At 70.3% G+C, this 18,674-nt stretch carries 16 protein-coding genes; 8 read left to right on the forward strand and 8 right to left on the reverse strand.

The annotated features are described in order from the left end of the window. Positions 1–52 precede the first annotated feature (52 nt). The 3 genes from AC07OX_RS07210 to fdhD are packed head-to-tail and all read left to right on the forward strand — an operon-like array spanning position 53 to position 3,607. Positions 53–2,395 (forward strand): FdhF/YdeP family oxidoreductase, encoded by a 2,343-nt coding sequence (locus AC07OX_RS07210; protein WP_495260788.1) that lies wholly within the window; start codon positions 53–55, stop codon positions 2,393–2,395. Continuing rightward, the gene (locus tag AC07OX_RS07215; protein ID WP_495260787.1) at positions 2,392–2,682 is read left to right on the forward strand and encodes a hypothetical protein; all 291 of its coding nucleotides are present in this window, start codon (positions 2,392–2,394) and stop codon (positions 2,680–2,682) included. Before AC07OX_RS07210 ends, AC07OX_RS07215 begins: the two co-directional genes overlap by 4 nt. 19 nt (positions 2,683–2,701) lie before the next feature. Beyond that, complete coding sequence (gene fdhD, locus AC07OX_RS07220; protein WP_495260786.1) at positions 2,702–3,607, forward strand: formate dehydrogenase accessory sulfurtransferase FdhD; 906 nt, start codon at positions 2,702–2,704, stop codon at positions 3,605–3,607. Here fdhD and mnmH read toward each other — a convergent pair. From mnmH to AC07OX_RS07245, 5 genes are read right to left on the reverse strand one after another with little or no spacing between them, the layout of a single operon-like run. Then, a complete protein-coding gene (gene mnmH / locus AC07OX_RS07225) occupies positions 3,544–4,611 on the reverse strand; it encodes a tRNA 2-selenouridine(34) synthase MnmH (protein WP_495260785.1) in 1,068 nt (355 codons plus the stop codon). The genes fdhD and mnmH overlap by 64 nt on opposite strands. A gap of 35 nt (positions 4,612–4,646) precedes the next feature. After that, positions 4,647–5,444 (reverse strand): phosphonate ABC transporter, permease protein PhnE, encoded by a 798-nt coding sequence (gene phnE, locus AC07OX_RS07230; protein ID WP_495260784.1) that lies wholly within the window; start codon positions 5,442–5,444, stop codon positions 4,647–4,649. Next, positions 5,441–6,277 (reverse strand): PhnE/PtxC family ABC transporter permease, encoded by an 837-nt coding sequence (locus AC07OX_RS07235; RefSeq protein ID WP_495260783.1) that lies wholly within the window; start codon positions 6,275–6,277, stop codon positions 5,441–5,443. The genes phnE and AC07OX_RS07235 overlap by 4 nt, the downstream gene beginning before the upstream one ends. Further along, positions 6,274–7,098 (reverse strand): phosphonate ABC transporter ATP-binding protein, encoded by an 825-nt coding sequence (locus AC07OX_RS07240; protein WP_495260782.1) that lies wholly within the window; start codon positions 7,096–7,098, stop codon positions 6,274–6,276. The genes AC07OX_RS07235 and AC07OX_RS07240 overlap by 4 nt, the downstream gene beginning before the upstream one ends. Positions 7,099–7,111: 13 nt before the next feature. Continuing rightward, positions 7,112–7,975: a putative selenate ABC transporter substrate-binding protein gene (locus tag AC07OX_RS07245; RefSeq protein ID WP_062469048.1), complete on the reverse strand. Its 864-nt coding sequence runs from the start codon at positions 7,973–7,975 to the stop codon at positions 7,112–7,114. Between the two features lie 111 nt (positions 7,976–8,086). Between AC07OX_RS07245 and selD the strand changes: the two genes are divergently transcribed. From selD to AC07OX_RS07260, 3 genes are all read left to right on the forward strand, one after another. Continuing rightward, positions 8,087–9,166, forward strand: coding sequence for a selenide, water dikinase SelD (gene selD, locus AC07OX_RS07250; RefSeq protein WP_062469051.1), 1,080 nt, complete (start codon positions 8,087–8,089; stop codon positions 9,164–9,166). Positions 9,167–9,323: 157 nt separating this feature from the next. Then, positions 9,324–11,840: an ABC transporter permease gene (locus AC07OX_RS07255; protein WP_495260781.1), complete on the forward strand. Its 2,517-nt coding sequence runs from the start codon at positions 9,324–9,326 to the stop codon at positions 11,838–11,840. A 106-nt stretch (positions 11,841–11,946) separates the two neighbouring features. Further along, on the forward strand, positions 11,947–13,413 hold the full coding sequence (locus AC07OX_RS07260) for an AAA family ATPase (protein ID WP_495260780.1): 1,467 nt from the start codon (positions 11,947–11,949) through the stop codon (positions 13,411–13,413). A gap of 16 nt (positions 13,414–13,429) precedes the next feature. Here the strand turns inward: AC07OX_RS07260 and AC07OX_RS07265 are convergent, their stop codons facing one another. Genes AC07OX_RS07265 through AC07OX_RS07275 form a run of 3 tightly spaced genes read right to left on the reverse strand, consistent with a single transcriptional unit; the run spans position 13,430 to position 14,969 of the window. Continuing rightward, entirely contained in the window at positions 13,430–13,753 is a 324-nt protein-coding gene (locus AC07OX_RS07265; RefSeq protein ID WP_495260779.1) for a type II toxin-antitoxin system RelE/ParE family toxin, read from the reverse strand. Next, a complete protein-coding gene (locus tag AC07OX_RS07270; protein ID WP_070061494.1) occupies positions 13,750–14,022 on the reverse strand; it encodes a type II toxin-antitoxin system Phd/YefM family antitoxin in 273 nt (90 codons plus the stop codon). The genes AC07OX_RS07265 and AC07OX_RS07270 overlap by 4 nt, the downstream gene beginning before the upstream one ends. Positions 14,023–14,066: 44 nt before the next feature. Continuing rightward, entirely contained in the window at positions 14,067–14,969 is a 903-nt protein-coding gene (locus AC07OX_RS07275; RefSeq protein WP_495260895.1) for a LysR family transcriptional regulator, read from the reverse strand. A gap of 125 nt (positions 14,970–15,094) precedes the next feature. On the opposite strand from AC07OX_RS07275, the gene AC07OX_RS07280 reads away from it, so the two are divergent. After that, positions 15,095–16,639: an MFS transporter gene (locus AC07OX_RS07280; RefSeq protein ID WP_495260778.1), complete on the forward strand. Its 1,545-nt coding sequence runs from the start codon at positions 15,095–15,097 to the stop codon at positions 16,637–16,639. A 75-nt stretch (positions 16,640–16,714) separates the two neighbouring features. Next, positions 16,715–18,670 carry a bifunctional metallophosphatase/5'-nucleotidase gene (locus AC07OX_RS07285; RefSeq protein WP_495260777.1) on the forward strand — a complete coding sequence of 652 codons (1,956 nt, stop codon included), beginning with the start codon at positions 16,715–16,717 and terminating at the stop codon, positions 18,668–18,670. The last annotated feature ends 4 nt before the right edge of the window (positions 18,671–18,674 follow it).

The raw sequence follows: 18,674 nt of genomic DNA on the forward strand, positions 1-18,674 counted from the left end.
GCATGTCCCGATTCAATTTGACGCCACGCCCCCGCAGGCCAACACTGCCGCCATGAGCGAGCAGAAGATCGAGTTTTACAAGGGCCCCGCCGGTGGCTGGGGTGCGTTGCGCAGCGTGACGAATGCGCTGCTGCGGCAGGACATTCCGGTCAAGGGCGCGAAGACGCTGCTCTCGGCCAATCAGCCCGACGGCTTCGACTGCCCCGGCTGCGCCTGGCCCGACCGCAACCATGCCTCGACCTTCGAGTTCTGCGAGAACGGCGTGAAGGCCGTGGCCGCCGAGGCCACCGCGCGGCGCGCGGGCCCGGAGCTGTTCGCGAAGCACACCGTGGCCGAGCTGGCCCAGCAGAGCGACTTCTGGCTCGAAGACCAGGGCCGCCTCACGCACCCCATGGCCTACGACGTGGCCAGCGACAAGTACGTGCCCATCGACTGGGACGATGCCTTCGCGCGCATTGCGCAGCACCTGAACGCGCTGCCCGACCCGAACCAGGCCATCTTCTACACCTCGGGCCGCGCGAGCAACGAGGCGGCCTTCCTGTATCAGCTGTTCGTGCGCGAGTACGGCACCAACAACTTCCCCGACTGCTCGAACATGTGCCACGAGCCCAGCGGCAGCGGCATGCGCCCGCAGCTGGGCGTGGGCAAGGGCACGGTCACGCTGGAAGACTTCGAGAAGGCCGACGCGATCTTCATCTTCGGCCAGAACCCGGGCACCAACCACCCGCGCATGCTCGGCGAGCTGCGCGCGGCGTCCAAGCGCGGCGCGCGCATCGTGAGCTTCAACCCGCTGCGCGAGCGCGGGCTGGAGCGCTTTGCCGATCCGCAGGACAAGCTCGAGATGGCCACGCTGGGCTCCACGCCGATCAGCACGCACTACTTCCAGTTGCGCGTGGGCGGCGACTTCGCGGCGGTGAAGGGGATGATGAAGCACGTCGTCGAACGCGAAGACGCGGCGGTGGCGCGCGGTGAGCCCTCGGTGCTCGACCACGCATTCATCGCCGAGCACACCCTCGGTTTCGAGGCGCTGGCCGACGACCTGCGCGCCGAATCGTGGCCGCTGCTGGTGCAGGAGTCGGGCCTGAGCGAAGCGCAGATCCGCGCGGCGGCCGACGTGTACCTGGGCGCCAGGCGCGTCATCGCCTGCTGGGGCATGGGCATCACGCAGCACCAGCATTCGGTGGCCACGATCCAGATGATCGGCAACTGGCTCATGCTGTGCGGTCACATGGGCCGCGAAGGCGCGGGCGCCTGCCCGGTGCGCGGCCACAGCAACGTGCAGGGCGACCGCACCATGGGCATCTGGGAAAAGCCGCCGGCCGCGCTGCTGGACCGGCTGCAGCAGGTGTTCGGCTTCGAGCCGCCGCGCCAGAACGGCGTGGACACGGTCGAGGCGATCCAGCTCATGCTCGACGGCAAGGGCAAGGTGTTCTTCGCGCTGGGCGGCAACTTCGCGGCTGCCACGCCCGACACCTACCAGACCTGGAAGGCGCTGCAGCAGTGCGACCTCACGGTGCACGTGACGACCAAGCTCAACCGCAGCCACATCATCCACGGACGCGAGGCGCTCATCCTGCCGTGCCTGGGCCGCACCGAGATCGACATGCAGGCGAACGGCCCGCAGGGCGTGACGGTCGAAGACTCGATGAGCATGGTCCACATCTCGATGGGCATCAACCCGCCCGCGTCGGAGCACCTGCTGTCCGAGCCGGCCATCGTGGCGCGCCTGGCAGCGGCCACCATCGGCGCGCGCAGCAAGACGCCGTGGCTCTGGCTGGTCGAAGACTACGCCCGCATCCGCGACAAGATCGAAGCCGTGTTCGACGACTTCAAGGACTTCAACGCGCGCGTGGCGCACCCCGGCGGCTTTCGCCTGCGCAACACGGCGAGCGAGCGCGTGTGGGCCACCGCGTCGAAGAAGGCCGTGTTCTTCACGCACGCCGTGCCGCTGGACACGCACGCGCATCGGGCCCGCGCGCGCTTTGCGTCGCAGCGCGACACGCTGGTGTTCACGCTGCTCACCACGCGCTCGCACGACCAGTACAACACCACCATCTACGGCATGGACGACCGCTACCGCGGCGTGTTCGGCCAGCGTCGCGTGGTGTTCATCCACAAAGACGACATCCGCCAGCTCGGCATGAAGGACGGCGACTGGGTCGACATCCAGACCGTGTGGAGCGACGGGCAGGAGCGCCGCGCCGACCGCTTCAAGCTGGTCGCCTACGACATCCCGCGCGGCAATCTCGCGGCCTACTACCCCGAGACGAACCCGCTGGTGCCGCTGTCGTCGGTGGCCGAGAACGCGGGCACGCCGACCTCCAAGTCGATTCCCGTGGTGCTGTCGCTGCATGTGGCGCCGGTCGCGGCGGAGGCCGACGCCGTGGCGGCATGAGCGATTCCGGGTTCGACGCTGACGCTTTTTCCATCGCGATCCTGCGCGCGCTTGCCGAAGCCCCGGGCGAGGGCGGCATGTCGCTGCCGCGCCTGGGCAAGCGGCTGGGGCAGGGCGCCAGCGTGGTCATGCGCCAGCTCACGCTGATGGGCGATGCCGCACTGGGCGGCGTGCGTGGACCGGGCTGGGTGCGCGTGGTGCAGCTGGACGATCGCTGGGTCGCGCACCTCACCGACGTCGGGCGCGCGGTGGTCGAGAGCCTGCCGGCTGACGACAGCCGAGACTGAGCGGACAATGGCCGCGGCCATGGAAAACACCCCCGAACCCGACGCCCTGCCGCCCCTCGCGCGGCATGCCGTGCACGTCTTCGGCGAGCGCGGCCTCGCGCCGGAGGGCGTGGTGCGCGACGACACGCTGGCCGCCGAGGTGCCGGTGGCGCTGGTGTTCAACGGCGTCTCGCACGCGGTGATGATGGCCACGCCACAAGATCTCGAAGCCTTCGCGCTGGGCTTTGCACTGAGCGAAGGCATCCTCGACAGCGCCGCCGACTGCCGCGGCATCGACGTGCGAACGGTCGATGCCCTCGATGCGGGCCTGCCCGAAGGCATGCCCGGCATCGAGGTGCAGCTCGAAGTGTCCACGCGCAGCTTCGAACGCCTGAAGGACCGGCGCCGCAGCCTCGCGGGCCGCACCGGCTGCGGCGTGTGCGGCGTCGAAAGTTTCGCGGGGCTCGACCTGTCGCCGCAGCGCGTGCCGCCGCGCGACTGGATCGAACGCATCGACCTGGCCACCGTGCTGCGCGCCTTCGCCGCCATGCCGCCGCGCCAGGTGCTCAACGCCGAAGCTGGCGCGATCCACGCGGCGGCCTGGGCCACGGTCGACGGCGAACTCACCGACCTGATGGAAGACGTGGGCCGCCACAACGCGCTCGACAAGCTGCTCGGCGCGCTGGCGCGTGCGAATCGGCTGCAGGAGCCCGGCTTCGTGCTGATGTCCAGCCGCGGCAGCCACGAACTGGTGCGCAAGTGCGCGCGCCTGGGCATCGCGGCGATGGCGACCATCTCGGCGCCGACCGCGATGGGCGTGCGCATGGCCGAGCTCAGCGGCCTGCGCTTCTGGGGGCTGTGCCGCGCGCCGCGCGGCGTGCTTTACGCCGACGGGCTCGGTGCGCCGAGCGCCAGCACCGCGTCGGCCACGGCCTCGATGCCCTGATCCGAGAGGTCGGTCGCCCCCACGCGCTGGCGCTTCGTCCACGCGCGAAAGTGCGTCTCCTGCGACTTCTGGTAGTGCGGGTCGTAGTGCAAGGACATCAGCTCGGCGAACAGGTGCGGCAGGTCGGCCTCGTGGGCCCACTGCTGCCAGCGCGTCACCGTTTCCTTGCCCTGCAGTTCCTTGAGCACGCCCATCTTCTCGGCGAGCGCCGCGCGGTCTTCGCCCAGGTAGGCGTAGTCGCGCAGCAGGTAGGCCAGCCGCGCCTCGGGCGTGGCTTCCACCTCGATGCACGGCGCGGCGCGCATCTGCGCCACGAGCGACAGCGGCAGCGACAGCCGCCCGATGCGCACGCTCTCGCCCTCGACATACAGCGGGCGCGAGAGGTCGATGGCTTCGAGCACGGTCGCGATGCGCGTCTCGAAGTGCTTTTGCGAAGGCTGCGGCACGCCCGGCAGCGCGCCGAGCAGCGAGCCCTTGTGGTTGGCGAAGTCTTCGAGGTCGAGCACCTGTGCGCCGCGTTCGGCCAGCGCGTGCAGCACGCGCGTCTTGGCGCTGCCGGTGGCGCCGCAGACCACGCGCAGGTCGAGCTGCGGCGTCAGCGCGTCGAGCTGCGAGATCACGTGCCGGCGAAAGCTTTTGTAGCCGCCCGCGAGCTGCTGCGCGTCCCAGCCCACGAGCCGCAGCCAGGTGACCATCGAGCCGCTGCGCATGCCGCCGCGCCAGCAGTAGACCAGCGGCTTCCACTTCTCGGGCCGGTCGGCCAGCGTGTCGCGCAGGTGCGTCGCGATGTTGGCCGCCACCATCGCACCACCGATGCGGCGCGCCTCGAAGGCGCCGGTCTGCACGTAGACCGTGCCGACGATGTGGCGCTCCTCGTCGTTGAGCACCGGGCAGTTGATGGCGCCGGGGATGTGGTCGAGCGCGAACTCGGCGGGCGAGCGGGCGTCGATGATCGAATCGAAGGCGTGGCGGTCCGCCACCCGAACGGGCTGGCGATGACTCATGGCTGAAGGGACCTCATGCCCCGATTGTCGGCCACTCAGGCGTAGGCGGGACCTAAGCCTTTTCGCAAGCGAGCACTCGCCAAGTCGACAAAGGTGACCAGCACGAACATCGCGATCAGCACCGTCATCGCCTGCTGCTGCTGGAAGATCGACAGGTGGAAGTACAGCAGCTGGCCCAGCCCGCCGCCGCCCACGAAGCCCAGCACGGCCGCCATGCGGATGTTCATTTCCCAGCGGTAGAGCGTGTAGGCCACCCACTGCGGCAGCACGATCGGCAGGCTGGCGTAGCTGAAGGCAGCGACCGGGCCGGCGCCCGAGAGCGCCAGCGCCTGCTCGGGCTCGCGCGGCGCGTTCTCCAGCGCTTCGGCGAAGAGGCGGCCGAGCACGCCGGTCGTGTGCAGCGACAGCGCCAGCGCCCCCGCGAACGGCCCGATGCCGGCGGCCAGCACCATCAGCGCGGCCCACACCAGCTCGGGCACGCTGCGCAAGAAGTTGAGCACGAAGCGCGCGCCGTGGCGCAGCGGCCCGCCGATGCGTCCCGAGGCCGGCAGCGCGAGCACGGCGCCCGCCACGGCGGCCAGCACGGTGCCCAGCGCCGACACGGCCAGCGTCTGCAGCGCGCCGTGGCCGACCTTGGCCAGGAACTCGGGCGACACGTCGGGCGGGAAGAACTCGGCGATGAACTCGCCCATGAGCCGGAGCGATTCGGCCGAGCCCAGCGCGCCGTAGTCGATGCCCAGGTAGACGAAGCTCGCGACCACGGCCGCGGCGATCAGCCCCACGGCGAGCCAGCAGCGCAGGCACAAAGGAGGGCGTGGCGGCAGCGTCGTCATGCCAGGAGCTTTCGCAGCGCGTTGCTCAGCATGTCGGCCAGCAGCACGAGCGCGAGGAACACCAGCAGGATGCTGCTGGCCTCGCCGCCGTTGAGCATCTTCATCGACTGGTCCATGAGCTGCCCGAGGCCGCCCGCACCCACGAAGCCCATCACCACCGAGGCGCGCACCGCGCATTCCCAGCGGTACACGGTGTACGAGGCCAGCTCCTGCGCCGTGTGCGGCAGCAGGCCGTAGCACAGCGCCGCGAGCCGGCCGCTGCCGCTTTCGAGCAGGGCGCGCGCGGGGCGCGTGTCGGTCGATTCGAGGATCTCGGCGTAGACCTTGCCCAGCATGCCGCCGTAGGTGATGGCCAGCGCCAGCACGCCGGCCGCGGGGCCGAGCCCGAGCGCGCGCACGAACAGCAGCGCCCACACGATCTCGGGAATGGCGCGCAGCACCATCAGCAGCCAGCGCGCCGCCTGCCGGACGACGCCGGCCTGCAGCCGACCAGGGCCGGGTCCGATGCGAGAGATGGAGAGCGCGCGCGTGGTCACGAAGCCCAGCGGCGCGCCGATCAGCAGCGCCATGGCCGTGCCGGCCGTGGCCATGGCCAGCGTCTCGAGCGTGGCCTTGGCGAGCAGCGCGAGAAAGGCCGGCGAGCTGTCGGGCGGGAAGAAGCCGGCAAGAAAGCCGCCGATGACCGCGAGGTTGCCGCTGCCGAACAGCGCCCAGGGCTTGAATTCGGAGAGCGCGAGCACCGGCCAGGCGACGGCCAGCGCCGCGAGCCAACCGGCCAGGCGGCGGCCCGCATGCGGATCGCGCAGGGCGGGGCGGGCGAGTGTCGCCGTCACGGGCAGTCCGGTCGATGGAAGGCTGGCTCGGCGGTGCCGGCCACTGGCGCGACAGGCAGCGGCCCTTGCGTCGCCACGCCGCCTTCGCTCGCATAGAGCGCTTCGAGCAGCGCCGGCGTCACCTCGGCGGACGGCAGGTCGAAGGCGACCTGCCCGTCGCGCATGCCCACGATGCGCGGGAACCAGCGCAGCGCCAGGTCGACCGCGTGCAGCGACGCGACCAGCGTGGCGCCGGTCGATTCGCTCTGCGCGACCAGCTGGCCCACGGCCGCATGCGCCAGCGTGGGGTCGAGCGCCGACACCGGCTCGTCCGCCAGCAGCAGCGCGGGGCGCTGGTACAGCACGCGCGCGATGCCCACGCGCTGCAGCTGGCCGCCCGAGAGGCGGTCGCAGCGGTCGAACAGCCGGTCTTCGAGCGCGAGCCGGGCCAGCGCCGCGTGCGCGCCTGCGATGTCGGACGGATAGAAAAGCGAGCCCAGCGCACGCGCCGTCGACCATTGGCCGAGCCGGCCCGCGAGCACGGCCGTGACCACGCGCAGGCGCGGCGCGATCGGCGGTGCCTGGTGCACGGTGCCGATGCGCGCGCGCAGTTGCTTGAGCGCGCGGGCGGGCAGCCGCCACGGGTGCTGGCCCAACGCCTGCACCTGGCCTTCACCGGGCCGCAGCGCCGCGCCGAGCACGCGCAGCAGCGTGGTCTTGCCCGCGCCCGAAGGCCCGATGACGGCGATGCGCTCGCCGTCGCGCGCGGCCAGCGTCACCCCGGCCAGCGCGCGCTGGCCGTTGGGGTGCACCACGCCTGCGCTGTCGAGCGAAAAACTCATCCGCGCATTCCGCTCACTTGATGAGGCCGGCCGACTTGCCCGCCGTCTCGATGCCGTCGTAGTTCGACGACTTGGTGGGAATGAACTTGCTCGCGCGCTGCAGCGCCATGATCTCCTTGTGCGCCGGGTTGGCCGGGTCCAGCTTCAGGAAGGCGTCGGTCAGCTTCTTCGTCACGGCGGCGTCCAGGCCCGGGCGCACGGTCCAGTTGTAGTCGTAGTAGGTCGGCGTGGTGGCCAGCACGCGCACCTTGGCGGCGTTGGGGTTCTTGGCCTCGACCAGCTTGTCCCACACCGAGGCGTTGAGCACGCCCGCTTCGGCGCGCGAGGCGGCCACGAAGGCCACGGTGGCGTCGTGCGCGCCCGAGAACGCGACGGTCTTGAAGTCCTTCTCGGGGTTGATGCCGGCCTGCAGCAGGAAGTAGCGCGGCATCAGGCTGCCCGAGGTGGACGAGGGCGCGCCGAAGGCGAAGGTCTTGCCCTTCAGGTCGGCCAGGGTCTTGGCGGGGCTGTCGATCGGCACGATGAACTTGCTGGTGAACACCTCGTCTTCCGCGCGCTGCACGATCGGCACCGCGCCGCCGTTGGTGCGGATGCGCGCCTGCACGAAGGTGAAGCCGCCCAGCCAGGCCAGGTCGATCTTGTTCGTCGCCAGGCCTTCGACCACGGCGGCGTAGTCGGTCACGGGCGTGAACTGCACGTCCATGCCGGTTTCCTTCTTCAGGTAGTCGCCCAGCGGCGTGAACTTGCGCTGCAGCTCGGTGGGCGCCTCGTCGGGAATGGCCGACACGCGCAGCACGCCCTGGGCGAAGGCGCCCACGGCGGTGAGGGACAGGGCCAGCGCGAGCGCGAGCCGGGACACGGTTTGTTTCGTTTGCATGGTGTGATGACGCGTTCAGTGGAAAAAGAAAAGGGTGTGTCGGGGCACTCGGGCAGACGGCGGTGCAGGCTTCGATAATCGCGGCTTGTTCCATTCGACCGACCCGCTGCCATGATCGAAGCCGCACCTTCCAAGCTCCTGAATCCGTTGGCGCCGCTGCGGCTCACCAGCTTCTCGCATGGGGGCGGCTGCGGCTGCAAGATCGCGCCGGGCGTGCTGTCGCAGATCCTCAAGAACCATGCGGGCGGGCTGATTCCGCCCGAGCTCATGGTCGGCATCGAGACCGCCGACGACGCGGCAGTCTACCGGCTCAACGACGAGCAGGCGCTGATCGCCACCACCGATTTCTTCATGCCCATCGTGGACGACCCCTACGAGTTCGGCCGCATCGCCGCGACCAACGCGATCAGCGACGTCTACGCGATGGGCGGGCGCCCGATCATGGCGCTGGCGCTGGTCGCCATGCCGATCAACCAGCTGCCGGTGGAGGTCATCGCCGAGATCGTGCGCGGTGGGCAGGACGTGTGCCGCGCGGCCGGCATTCCCATTGCGGGCGGCCACACCATCGATTCGGTCGAGCCCATCTACGGGCTGGTCGCGATGGGGCTGGTGCACCCCAAGCGCGTGCGGCGCAATGCCGATGCGCAGGCGGGCGACGTGCTGGTGCTGGGCAAGCCGCTGGGCGTGGGCGTGCTGTCGGCGGCGCTCAAGAAGCAGCAGCTGTCCGAGGCCGGCTACCGCCAGCTGATCGAGAACACGACCAAGCTCAACACGCCCGGCATCGCGCTGTCGGCGCTCGACGGCGTGCATGCGCTGACCGACGTCACCGGCTTCGGCCTGGCCGGCCACGCGCTCGAACTCGCGCGCGGCGCGGGGCTCGCGGCGGTGGTCGAATGGTCGCGCGTACCGCTGCTCGACAACGTGATCGCCATGGCCGGCGGCGGGCTGGTCACCGGCGCGTCGGGCCGCAACTGGGCGGGCTACGGCGCCGACGTGCAGTTGCACGAAGGCCTGCCGGCCACCGCGCAGGCGCTCATGACCGACCCGCAGACCTCGGGCGGCCTGCTCGTGAGCTGCGCGCCCGAGGCGGTCGAGGCGGTGCTGGAGATCTTCCGCAACGAAGGCTTCGGGCAGGCGGCGGTCATCGGCCGCGTGGAAGCTGGCGCGCCGGGCCTCGTCGTGTTGCCCTGAGCCGGGGCGCCGCCGGGCGGGTGGGGTCGTCATCGACACGCGCTCCTTCGTTTTTTCGCATCGTGCGACAGGTCCGCGCAGCGGGCAACACCTGGCGGCCCTTTCCAATAACCCTTGAGTCCGCCGGTGCCGGTAGGCGTCGGCTATCGTTCGCGCCATGAACGCTTCCCTTCGCCTTGGCTGGCGCACGCTCTGGCGCGACCTGCGCGCCGGCGAGCTGCGCCTCTTGATCGTGGCCGTGGTGCTGGCCGTGGCCGCGCTCACGGCGGTCGGCTTCTTCGCCGACCGATTGCAGGGCGGGCTGCAGCGCGACGCGCGCCAGCTGCTGGGCGGCGACGCGGTGGTCGTGAGCGACAACCCGACGCCCGAGACCTTCATCGCACAGGCCAAGTCGCTGGGCCTTGCGGGCACCGGCACCTTCGGCTTCCCCACCATGGCGCGGGCCGAGGACGCCCAGGGCGGCGCCAGCAAGCTCGTGGCTCTGAAGGCCGTGACGCCGGGCTACCCGCTGCGCGGCAACCTGCAGACGGCGACCACGGCCGAGGGCGCGGGCACGGTGACGCGCGACGTGCCGGCGGCGGGCGAGGTCTGGGTCGATGCCTCGCTGCTCGACTCGCTGGGCCTGAAGGTCGGCGACACGCTGCTGCTGGGCGACACCGGCCTGCGCGTGGGCCGCGTGATCACGCTCGAGCCCGACCGGGGCGCGGGCTTCATGAGCTTTTCGCCGCGCGTGATGCTCAACCAGGCCGACGTGGCGCGCACCGGCCTCGTGCAGCCGGCCAGCCGCGTGGGCTACCGCTACGCCGTGGCGGGCGACGATGCCGCCGTGAAGCGCTTCACCGAATGGGCCGACGCCACCATCAAGAAGGGCGAGCTGCGCGGCGTGCGGCTCGACTCCTTCGAAGGCGGCCGGCCCGAGATGCGCCAGACGCTGGACCGCGCCGAGAAATTCCTGAGCCTGGTCGCGCTGCTCGCGGCGCTGCTGTCGGCCGTGGCCGTGGCGCTGGCCGCACGTGGCTTCGCGGCCAGCCACCTGGACGACTGCGCCATGCTGCGCGTGCTGGGCCAGAGCCAGCGCACCATCGCCGCGGCCTACGCCTTCGAGTTCGCCGTGATCGGCACCGTGGCCAGCGCGATCGGCGTGGCCATCGGCTTCGCCGTCCACTATGTGTTCGTGCTGCTGCTGGCCGGGCTGGTCGAGACCGCCTTGCCCGCCGCCACGCTGTGGCCCGTGGCCTTCGGCCTGGGCATGGGGCTCACGCTGCTGTTCGCCTTCGGCCTGCCGCCGGTGCTGCAGCTGGCGCGCGTGCCGCCGCTGCGCGTGATCCGGCGTGACGTGGGCGGGCTCAAGCCCGCATCGCTCGCCGTGTTGGGCATCGGCGTGGCGGGCTTCGCGGCGCTGCTGATGGCGGCCAGCAGCGATCTCAAGCTGGGCCTCATTGCGGTCGGCGGCTTTGCCGGTGCCGTGGCCGTGTTCGCGCTGCTGAGCTGGCTCGCCGTGAAGGTGCTGCGCCGCAGCGTCAGCGAGACCACGGCGCCGCGCTGGCTGGTGCTGGCCACGCGGCAGATCTCGGCGCGCCCGGCCTACGCCGTGGTGCAGGTCAGCGCGCTGGCCGTGGGCCTGCTGGCGCTGGTGCTGCTGGTGCTGCTGCGCACCGACCTCGTGGCGAGTTGGCGCAAGGCCACGCCGCCCGACGCGCCCAATCGCTTCGTCATCAACGTGATGCCCGAGCAGAGCGAGGCGTTCCAGAAGACGCTGCGCGACGCGGGCGTCGCCAAGTTCGACTGGTACCCGATGATCCGCGGCCGGCTGGTGGCGATCAACGACAAGCCCGTGACGCCCGACGACTACACCGAGGACCGCGCCAAGCGCCTGGTGGACCGCGAGTTCAACCTGAGCAACAGCACCGAGGCGCCCGCGCACAACAGTGTCACCGCCGGCGCCTGGACGCCCGAGGCGAAGAACGAGGTGAGCGTGGAAGAAGGCCTGGCCCAGACGCTGGGCCTGAAGCTGGGCGACACCCTGCGCTTCGACATCGGCGGCATGCAGAACGACGCGCGCATCACCTCGCTGCGCAAGGTCGACTGGGGCTCGCTGCACGCCAACTTCTTCGTGATGTACACCGTGGCCTCGCTGGCCGACGTGCCCGTGACCTACATGGGCGCCTTCCGCGCGCCCGAGACGCGCGGCTTCGACAACGCGCTGGTGCGCAGCTTCCCCAACGTGACCAACGTCGACATGAGCGCCACCATCAACCAGGTGCAGCGCGTGCTCGACCAGGTGGTGCGCGCGGTCGAGTTTTTGTTCGGCTTCACGCTGGCGGCCGGGCTGGTGGTGCTGTTCGCCGCCGTCACCGCCACGCGCGAGGAACGTGCGCGCGAGTTCGCCGTGATGCGCGCCGTGGGCGCGCGCGCCAGCCTGCTGCGGCAGGTGCAGCGCGCCGAGCTGGTGGGCGTCGGCCTGCTCGCGGGCTTCCTGGCGAGCATCGTGGCTTCGGTGATCGGCTGGGGGCTGGCGCGCTACGTGTTCGAGTTCACCTGGACCGCGTCGCCGCTCGTGCCGGTGGCCGGCGCGCTGGCCGGCGCGGTGCTCGCGCTGGCGGCGGGGTGGTGGGGCCTGCGCGATGTGCTGCGCCGGCCGGTGGTCGACACGCTGCGCCGCGCGGCCGAGTAGGGCTGCGCAGGCCCGTACAGTTTTTTTCTTCCGCGATCGGCAGGACGGGGCCGGGGATGCAATACATTCCCCGGCCCCGTATTCAATTCAGAAGAGAAATTCCTGCATGCGCTTGGCGTCATTCCAGATCACCAACTATCGCTCGATCCACGACAGTGGCTCCATCGATTCCTCCCAGATCACAGCGATCCTCGGCCGAAATGACAGCGGCAAGTCGAACCTGCTGCGCGCGTTGCACAGCCTGAACCCGACCGACGGGCTCACGGCACTCAGCCCCATCAAGGACTTTCCGCGGCACCGCCGCCTGGACGAATGCACCGACGACACCCCCGTCGTGCACACGCGCTGGGACCTCGATGCCTCCGAACAGCTGGCGCTCGCCGCCATCCTGCCGCGCGCGGCCGGCGTGCGCCAGGTCACGGCCGGCCGCGGCTACGGCGCCACGCGCACGACCGGCTTCGAGGGCCTGGGCCCGCTGTCGATCGACGTGAGCGACATCAAGGCCAAGGTGCGCAAGATCGTGCCCGCCGTGAAGGCCGCGGCCGAGAAGGTCGCCGACGAGTTGAAGGCGCCGCTCGAACAGGAGGCCGACGCCTTCGACGCCGCCATGATCCCGAGCCCCGACTTCGTCAAGTGGTCGGCCGGCGCGCTGCTGGCGCTGCAGGCGCTGCGCCAAGCGCTGGCCACGGCCGGCGCGGAGATCGCCGACAAGCAGGCGCAGATGCTGACCGAGCTCGAAGAGCTGGCACGCACGATCGACAACGACCAGCCCGCGCTGGCCCGCGCCCGCGCCTGGGTGCTGGAGAAACTGCCGCGCTTCATCTACGTCGAGGACTACGCCTCGCTGCCCGGCCGCCAGAACATCGCCGAGTACCTCACGCGCAAGGGCTGGGGCGAGCGCACGGCGGGCGAGCGCAATTTCGAGAAGCTGTGCCAGGTGGCGGGGCTCGACCCGCAGCAGCTGCAGGACCTGCTGGCGAAGAACGACCTGGCGACGCGCAATCAGTTGGTGAACCGGGCCGGCTCTGTCGTCACGTCGGAAATCCGCCGCGTGTGGAAGGACCGCGAACTCAAGGTCCGCTTCAACCTCGACGGGCAGCATCTGGAGACGCTGGTGTCCGACCCCAACGCCGCCTATGAGGTGGAAGTGAACCTCGACGAACGCAGCCGCGGCTTCCAGTGGTTCTTCTCGTTCTACGTCGCGTTCTTCGCGGACACGAAGGGCGCGGCCGACGCGATCCTGCTGCTGGACGAGCCCGGCCTGCACCTGCACGCGCATTCGCAGGCCGATCTGCTGGCGCACCTGGAGCACGACTTCGCCAACCAGATCCTCTACACGACGCACTCGCCGTTCATGGTGCCGACCCACCGGCTCGACGCGGTGCGCACGGCCCGCATGAGCGAGGCCGCCGGCACGACGGTGAGCAACAAGGCCGAGGGCGATGTGCGCACGCTGTATCCGTTGCAGGTGGCGTTGGCGCTGAGCCAGGCGAAGCCTGTCGCGCCTGTCGAGGCACCCGCCGAAACCGTCGGCGAACAGGCAGAGCGTCAGCTGGTGGAAGCGGCGGCGTAGGCGTACGCCGGAAACCTCATGTGGGGCCCACCAGGCGCCGCATGAGCAGGCCCTTCAGGTCCCTGCGCGTGTCGCAGACGACGTGGATGTACGCGATGTCCAGCCGTACCTCGTAGATGATGCGGTTCATGCCCGAGATGACCTGCCGGTACTGGGCCGCGTTCAGGTCTTCCAGTTCCTCGGGAATGCGGCCCGCTTGGGGATGGGCCGCGATCATTGCGACGGATTGCTTGATCTTTGCGTGGCTCGCCGCCCAGGTGTCCGCGCCGAAGTTCTTGAGCAGGTAGCGCCTCAGGTCCTTCAGGTCGGCTTCGGCGGACCGCAGGAACACCACCTTCATGGGGCGTCTTCTTGGTCCAGGTCGGCGAACACATCGTCCGCGGAACGGAACTGGCCCTGTTCGATTTCGCGGTTGCCGAGTGCCAGCACTTTCAGCAGCGCGAGGGTCGCTTCCTGCTCTTCGAAAGAGCGGACGTCCATCACCACGAGCTTGGCCTCGCCGTTCTGTGTGATGACCAGCGGCTCGCGGGTGTCCGAGAGGGTCTTCACGATGTCCGCGGCATGACTCTTGAGATAGCTGATGGGTTTGACCTGCGTGGAGAAATTCATGGGGCTCACCTGCGGTTGTCGATCGGACTGATTATGGTCTGAATTCAGTCTTTCGATGTTTCTGCGCCATCGTCCCTGAACATGTGTTCACTCGCGAAGTCGACGAACGCCCGCACCTTCGGCGACAGCTGCCGGCTCGACGGCCACAGCGCCGAGAACTGCCCCTGCCGCACGAGGTGCGCGGCCAGCACGCGCTGCAGGTCGCCGCGGCGCAGTGCGTCGCGCGCCAGGAAGTCGGGCATGTACGCAATGCCCAGGCCCGCGACGGCGGCGCCCAGCATGGCTTCCATGTTGTTGCAGACCAGGCCCGGCGGCAGCTGGGGCGGCAGGCCGGGCAGGTCCCAGTCTTCGATCTTTCCGCCGGTCACGAACTTGTAGCGCAGGCAGCTGTGGCGGGCGAGGTCGGCCGGCACCTGTGGCACGCCGTGTTGTGCCAGGTAGGCCGGCGAGGCCGCGAGCACGAAGCTGAACGGGCCGAGCCGGCGCGCCACGAGCTGCGAATCGACCAGCTCGCCGCTGCGGATAGCCACGTCGACACCCTCGGCCACCACGTCGACCAGCCGGTCGTTGAAGTCGAGGTCGAGTTCGATCTCGGGAAAGCGTGCCTTGAACGCCGGCAGGATCGGCAGCAGAAAACGGTAGCCGATGGTCGGCAGGCTCACGCGCAAGCGGCCGCGCGGCGTGGCGACGGCGTCCTGCAGCATGGCGCGCGCGTCGCCGAGCTCGTCGAGGATGCGGCGGCAGCGCTCATGGAACATCGCGCCCTCGGCCGTGAGCCGCACCTGCCGCGTGGTGCGGTGGAACAGGCGCACGCCCATCTGCGTCTCGAGCCGTGCGACGTTCTTGCCCACGGCCGAGGCCGAGATGCCCAGGTCGCGGCCCGCCCGCGCAAAGCTCTGCAGGTCGGCCGCCCGTACGAAGGATTCGAGTCCGCTGAAGCTGTCCATGGGCTTGATTGGCAACCTGGGGTTGGCAGTGTGAGGAGCTGAGGGGCCATTTTCGTTTCATTGAATCCTTTTTATCTTCGCTTCACGCATTTCCCTTTTCCTTCTCCCGCGTGAAAGCCCTCCCGATGTCCTCCTCCGATTCCCACAAGGCCTGGCTGCTCGCCGCCGTCTGCCTGGCCGCGCTCGGCATGCCGCTGAGCTTCACCGGCCCAGCCGTGGTGCTGCCCGCGATCCGCGACGCGCTGGGCGGCACGCCGGTGCAGCTCAACTGGGTGACCAACGCCTTCATGCTGAGCTTCGGCGCCACGCTGATGGCGGCCGGCGCGCTGGCCGATGCGTACGGGCGCAAGCGCGTCTTCCTGCTGGGGCTGGCGGTGGTGGCGCTGAGCAGCGCGCTGCTGACGCTGGCGCCGGGCATCGTCGCCTTCGACCTCGCGCGCGCCGTGCAGGGGCTGGGTTCGGCGGCGGCCTTCGCGGCGGGCACGGCCGCGCTGGCGCAGGTGTTCGACGGGCCGGCGCGGCTGCGGGCGTTCAGCCTCATCGGCACCTCGTTCGGCGTGGGGCTGTCGTGCGGATCGATCCTCTCGGGCTGGCTGGCCGACACCGTCGGCTGGCACGCCGTGATGCTGAGCCCCGGCGCCGTGAGCCTCGTCGCGCTGGGCCTGGCCGCGCCGCGCATGCGCGAGTCGCGCAACCCGCAGGCGAGGGGGCTGGACGTGCCGGGCACGCTCAGCTTCACGGCCGCGCTGAGCCTGCTCACGCTGGGCGTGCTGCAGGCGCCCGACAGCGGTTGGGGCAGCCCGTGGGTGCTTGCGGCGCTGGCCGGCGCGCTGGCCATGGGCGCGGCTTTCATCGCCATCGAGCGGCGCGTGGCGCATCCGATGCTCGACCTGTCGCTGTTCCGCTTTCCGCGCTTCGTCGGCGTGCAGCTGCTGGCCGCGGCGCCGGCCTACGGCTTTGTCGTGCTGCTGGTGCTGCTGCCGATCCGCTTCATCGGGCTCGAAGGGCGCAGCGCGCTGGAGGCGGGCGGCTTCATGTTCGCGCTGTCGGGGCCGATCCTCATCGTGCCGACGCTGGCGGCGTGGCTCGCGAACCGCTTCTCTGCGGGCGTGATCTCGGCGGTGGGGCTGCTGGTGTGCGCGGCGGGGCTCGTGTGGCTCGCCCGCTGCGCGCCGGGCACGCCCTTGCACGGCCTCGTGGGCCCGCTGCTGCTGATCGGCGCGGGCATCGGCCTGCCCTGGGGGCTGATGGACGGCCTGGCCGTGAGCGTGGTGCCGCGCGAGCGGGCGGGCATGGCGTCGGGCATCTTCAACACGGTGCGCGTCGCGGGGGAGGGCATTGCGCTGGCGCTGGTGGGGGCGGGGCTCACGGCACTGGTGGCACTGCAGCTGAAGGCATCGTCGCCTTCGTCCGTGGCGGTGTCGCAGGCGGCGCAGCGCGTGGCGACGGGCGACCTGGCGCAGGCGCTGGCCTTGCTGCCGGGCATGGATCGCGCGGCGCTGCTGCATGCGTATGGCGCGGCGTTCGGAACGCTGCTGTGCGTGCTGGCCGGGGTGACGGTGCTGACGGCGGTGGTGGTGTTCGCATTCCTGCGCGGCGATGCGTCCGCGCGAGGCCACGCTGAAGCACTCGGTCAGAACGCGCAAGTCGCCTCACCCCGCACCCGATGAGGTGCTTTCATGGACACGTCATGCGCCGTTGCCAGCATCCCCGCTCGATCAACAGGAGCGGAGTGCGAGATGGTGATGACCAACAGTCGACGGGTCGTGGGAACAGCTGCCACGGTGATTGCAGCCTGCGTGATGGCCGCATGCGGTGGCGGTGGGGGCGGCGGTGTCGCGTTCCCGCCGATCGCCGTGGCGCCGCCGGCACCTGCGCCTGCACCGGCGCCGCAGGGCAAGGCGATCGACCTCACGATCCTGCACATCGACGACCACCACTCCAACCTCGAAGCCAAGGACAAGACACTGCAGCTGAACACGGGCAGCGGCGCGCCGGTGGCGGTCACGGTCAATGCGGCGGGCTTTCCGCGCGTCACCGCGGCGATCCAGGCGCTGGCCGCGCAGTCGCCGAACGTGCTGAAGCTGCATGCCGGCGACGCGCTCACCGGCACCCTGTACTTCAACCGCGCGGGCGCCGACGGCGAGGCCGACGCGGCGCTGATGAACACCGTGTGCTTCGACGCCTTCACGCTGGGCAACCACGAGTTCGACAAGGGCGACACCGGCCTGAAGGGCTTTCTCGACCTGCTGCGCAAGGGCAGCTGCCAGACGCCGGTGCTCAGCGCCAACGTGAACTTCGGCGCCCCATCGGCGCTGCATCCGTCGAAGGCGCCCGGCTACGTGAAGCGCTCCGCTGTGCTCGAGCGCGGCGGCGAGAAGATCGGCCTGGTCGGCCTGACCATCGCGGGCAAGACCAAGGCCTCGTCCAGCCCCGATCCCGACACCACCTTCGAAGACGAGACCGTCGCCGCCCAGCGCGAGATCGACCTGCTGCGCGCCCAGGGCGTGAACAAGATCGTCGTCATGAGCCACATCGGTTACGAATACGACAAGCAGGTGGCGTCGCGCCTGAGCGGCGTCGACGTCGTGGTCGGCGGCGACTCGCACACGCTCATCGGCCCCGACGCGCTCACCCGCTACGGCGTGGGCTCGCCGGCCGGCGCCTACCCCACGGCCCTGACCGACAAGGACGGCAAGAAGGTCTGCCTGGTCCACGCCTGGGAGTACAGCCAGGTGGTGGGCGAGCTGAAGGTGAGCTTCGATGAGAAGGGCGACGTCACGGCCTGCAGCGGCACGCCGCACGTGCTGATCGGCGACGACTTCCGCGTCGGCGGCAAGCCCGCCGATGCCAACCAGCGCAGCGCCCTCCTGGCCGATGTGGCGGCCAGCGGCTTCCTGCGCGTGACCACGCCCGACCCCACGGCCACCGCCGTGCTGCAGCCCTTCAAGGACAAGGTGGCGGTGTTCAACACCACGCTGGTGGCCACCGTGACCGAAGAGCTGTGCTCGCGCCGCGTGCCCGGCGGCACGGGCACCGTCGACTACTCGCGCTCCAGCGTCTCGTGCAATGCGCTGGGCAGCGTGAGCCTGCGCGGCGGCGACATCCAGCAGATGGCAGCGCAGGCCTACCTGGAGATCGGCCACAGCAAGTACGGCGGCGCCGACATCTCGCTGCAAAGCGGCGGCGGCGCGCGCATTCCGCTGGTGCCGGGCAACGTCACGGCGGCGAGCGTGATCCAGGTGCTGCCCTTCGGCAACATGCTGTTCCGCCTCGACATCACCGGCCGCGAGGTCAAGGGCATGCTCGAAGACGGCCTGCAGGCCGTGTACGGCCCGGGCGGCTCCACCGGCCCGTACCCCTACACCGGCGGCCTGCGCTTCGACGTCGACGCCACGCAGGCCAACGGCCAGCGCGCCAGCAACATCGAGGTGCGCGCGCCCGGCACCGGCGTGTGGGGCCCGCTCGACCTGGACAAGACCTACAAGCTGTTCGTGCTGAGCTTCAACGCCAGCGGCGGCGACGGCTACAAGACGCTGGCCGCCGTGCCCGCGGCGCGGCGCCTGGACATCGGCGTGCTCGATGCCGATGTGTTCTTCAACTACATCGAGTCCAAGCCCAAGGATGTGGGCTCGGGCCTGTCGCTGTTGCAGAAGCTGCCGGTCGAGCTGTACAGCACCAAGTCGTACAAGGCGCCTTGAGTCG

This window comes from Variovorax sp. GW821-FHT09D07 (assembly GCF_059416345.1).